This is a genomic window from Frankia tisae, assembly GCF_025403405.1.
GTDB classification, from domain to species: domain Bacteria; phylum Actinomycetota; class Actinomycetes; order Frankiales; family Frankiaceae; genus Frankia; species Frankia tisai.
Genome location: NZ_JANEZT010000555.1, coordinates 1 through 2,877, shown reverse-complemented (window position 1 = coordinate 2,877; position 2,877 = coordinate 1). Strand labels below are relative to the sequence as shown.

Below are 2,877 nucleotides of genomic sequence, written 5' to 3'. Positions count from 1 at the left end.
GTCCGGTGGGGGGGCCGGCGGGGGTGTAGGGATCGGATCTACGTGGCCACTCGCCGGGCCACTTGGCCACTGCGTGGCCAGAGCGCGATCTACTTGGCCAAAGCGCTGGTCAGGGACCCGCTGTGCATCGCGCTGGCACCGCCAGCGCTGGCCAACTACCGTGACCTGCCAGCTCGGAGTGGCCATCTTCGCGCGATCCCTACAGGGGGTGTAGGGATCACTTGTAGATGAGCAGCGGCCACGGGAAATGAGCACCGCATGAGCAGCTGTGGCCAGGTCTACTTGAGCAGGGCGGCTGACCAGGGCGAACGCCTCGCTGGCAGCTCGCTGGGCACCGCCGCAACCGGCGCTGCACTGCTCAACTATCCCGGCAGCAGCCCCTGGAGCGCTGCTCAGATAGACGCGAATCCCCAGGACCGGCTGCTCATTTAGAGGTAGGGGGTGTAGGGATCGGATTGCCTGGCGAGTCGCAGTCGTAGTTGGCGAGTCGATGGCGAGCGACCCGGCCTACTTGGCGAGTCCCTGGTCAGGGCCTTGCGGTCGCTCGCTGTGCAGCCTGCTGGCGGTGCCAGCGTTCGCCAACAGCCTCGGTGGACCGCACGGCGGCGCTCGCCAATAACGGCGAACTGCCAGCACGAACTCGCCACCCCCGCTCGATCCCTACAGGGCAGGTGGCCACTCGCCGTGATGGTCGGCCAGTAGATGGCCAACAGTCGGGATGGTTGGCCAGTCCGGAAAGCGCCAAGAGGGCGATGACTGGGGTTGAGAATCCTCGGGCGAAGACCAGTGCAATGCCCGGTCGTTTGGCCCTGGTGGGCGCGGCTGACGGTCCGTCGACCCGCGTGGAGAACGCCCGCGCGCGGGTGCGGCGCGGCGGTCAGGCCGGGCGGGCAGTGGGGCCGCGCCACCGGTGGCGCGGGGCCCAGCCAAGCAATCTGCGCGCGGAGGTGGAGTCGATAAGCGCCCGGAACGGGTCGACGTCGTAGCGCGCGTCCCCCCGCCAGGTGACGCCGGGAAGGATCTTCTGGGCCGGAACGCGGGAGCTGAGCTCGGCCGAGGAGACGTCGTCGGCGCAGAGCAGCAGGCGGTGGTGGCCGGTGAGCGGGGCGGGCCTACAGGATCGCGTGACGTGATGGGCATCATGTCGGCCCGCTCGGGTCGGACGGGTTGGGGGGTCTTGCCGGCGGGGCTTCGGCGTTGTTGCAGCTAGCCGGGTTGCGGCGGCGTGCTTCGGCTCGTGTCTCGGCGACGTGCGGCGCTGGTGACGGTCGCCATATCGGATTGTCGCCTTACGGTCAAATAGTGCAGCCTTGGGTGAGATGCCTGCCACGCGGAGAGGCTACGGGGGCGTCGGGAGCGGCGAGGCAGTCGCGCTGCACGGCGGAACGGTCGACCGGGCCCGGTGGGTCTGCGGATCTTCCCATGGGAGTGGGTGTGACAAGGACTGAGGACCTGCCTGGTCCTGATCGGCGCATTCTGTTGCACGATCTGCGACGCACGCTGAGCCCTAGCTGGCTGCCGGACGTCCTGGTCGCGCTGTCGGGCGGTCCGCTGCCGTATACGGGCTTGTTGCGCACGCTGCGCAGCTACGAGGTTCCCCGGGGTCGGCGCTGGCCGCAGCCGCTGATCCAGGAGGCCGTGTTGACGCGGACGTTGCGGTGGATGCAGCGCCGGGGGCTGGTCGAGCGTGCGCGGGAGCGTGCGTTCCCGTTCGGGACGGTCTACTGGCTGACCCCGGCGGCGAAGGAGCTGGCGGATCTGGTGGCGCCGATGGCGCAGTGGGCGGCGGCGCATGAGGATCTGCTGGACGAGGACCGGCGGGCGTGGGCCGAAAGGCGACGCCGCAAGAACAGCGGCGGAAACCGTCGGCCGCGGTCAGGCTGAACGCGCGCCGGGCGGACCGGGCCGCATCACGGCCTGGAAGACGCGATCGGTGTTGGATGTGGGCCGCTCGCCGACCTCGGCGAGGGCCGCGACCAGATGGCGGTAGGTGGACGCGATGGCGTCGTGCTGGCCGAGGCGGGCCTGGGTGGCGGCGATCTGGACGTAGAGCTGTTCGTTGTAGGGGTCGAGGCGGCGCAGCGTTTCCAGGAGCTCCAGGCGCTGCGGGTTGTCCTCGCCGACGGTGGCGGTGATGCTGACGAGCGCGTCGGAGATCTGGCGGCGAAGGTTCTCGCGGTGGGTTTCGGCCCAGGCGCCGGCGATGTCGTCGGAGAGGTGGCCGGTGTAGGTGGCGGCCAGCGGGAGGATCGCGGCGAGCTCGTCGGCGGTGGTCGTCGCGCGCCGCCGCGCGTCGAGCGCCTCGTCAACCTGCCAGAGGTCGACCGTGAACAGGTCGCGGCGCAGCCGCCAGCGTCGGTCGTCGTGGTCGAACACGTCGTCGATCGCCCCGCCGGTGGCGGCGACAAGGGTGCGGCGTAGCTGGCTGATCGCGGCGTAGAACCGGTTGTCCCGCAGCCGCAGGGACTTGCCGTCCTCGGGCCAGACCGCGTCGATGATGACGCGGCGCCGCGCGCCGTCGGGATGGGCGGCGAGGTAGGCCAGGATCTCCCTGCCCGGACCCCCGATACCGGTCACGGCCTGGTGGTCGCCGTCCGGTGCCGCCCGGTAGAGCAGTTGTAGCCGGCCGAACAGGGTGAGCAGCAGCGGCGTGGCCGCCTGTGGGGGGCGTTGTAGTCCCTGTGGCGCGCTCGCGGCGGCTGGTGGCGGTGCTGCCGCGTCAGCGGGCTCGGTGGGGCCTGCTCCCTCACCGCCGGGGGCCGACGGCTACGGCTCAACCGCCCATGTTCTGCTGTTCGGGGTGCTCGCCGCCGCTCCGTTGATCGCCGCCCGGCGCTGGCCGCTGCCAGTGCTCGCCACCGTCACCGCGATCCTCTG

The 2,877-nt window shown here is 70.8% G+C and carries 3 protein-coding genes; 2 read left to right on the top strand and 1 reads right to left on the bottom strand.

The window, feature by feature from the left end:
* The first annotated feature begins 258 nt into the window (after positions 1-258).
* On the top strand, positions 259-432 hold the full coding sequence (locus tag NBZ85_RS29725) for a hypothetical protein (RefSeq protein WP_261563252.1): 174 nt from the start codon (positions 259-261) through the stop codon (positions 430-432).
* A 1,002-nt stretch (positions 433-1,434) separates the two neighbouring features.
* Positions 1,435-1,884 carry a winged helix-turn-helix transcriptional regulator gene (locus tag NBZ85_RS29720; RefSeq protein WP_256790447.1) on the top strand — a complete coding sequence of 150 codons (450 nt, stop codon included), beginning with the start codon at positions 1,435-1,437 and terminating at the stop codon, positions 1,882-1,884.
* Here the strand turns inward: NBZ85_RS29720 and NBZ85_RS29715 are convergent.
* Entirely contained in the window at positions 1,876-2,577 is a 702-nt protein-coding gene (locus NBZ85_RS29715; protein WP_261563251.1) for an AfsR/SARP family transcriptional regulator, read from the bottom strand. The genes NBZ85_RS29720 and NBZ85_RS29715 overlap by 9 nt on opposite strands.
* Between the last annotated feature and the right edge of the window lie 300 nt (positions 2,578-2,877).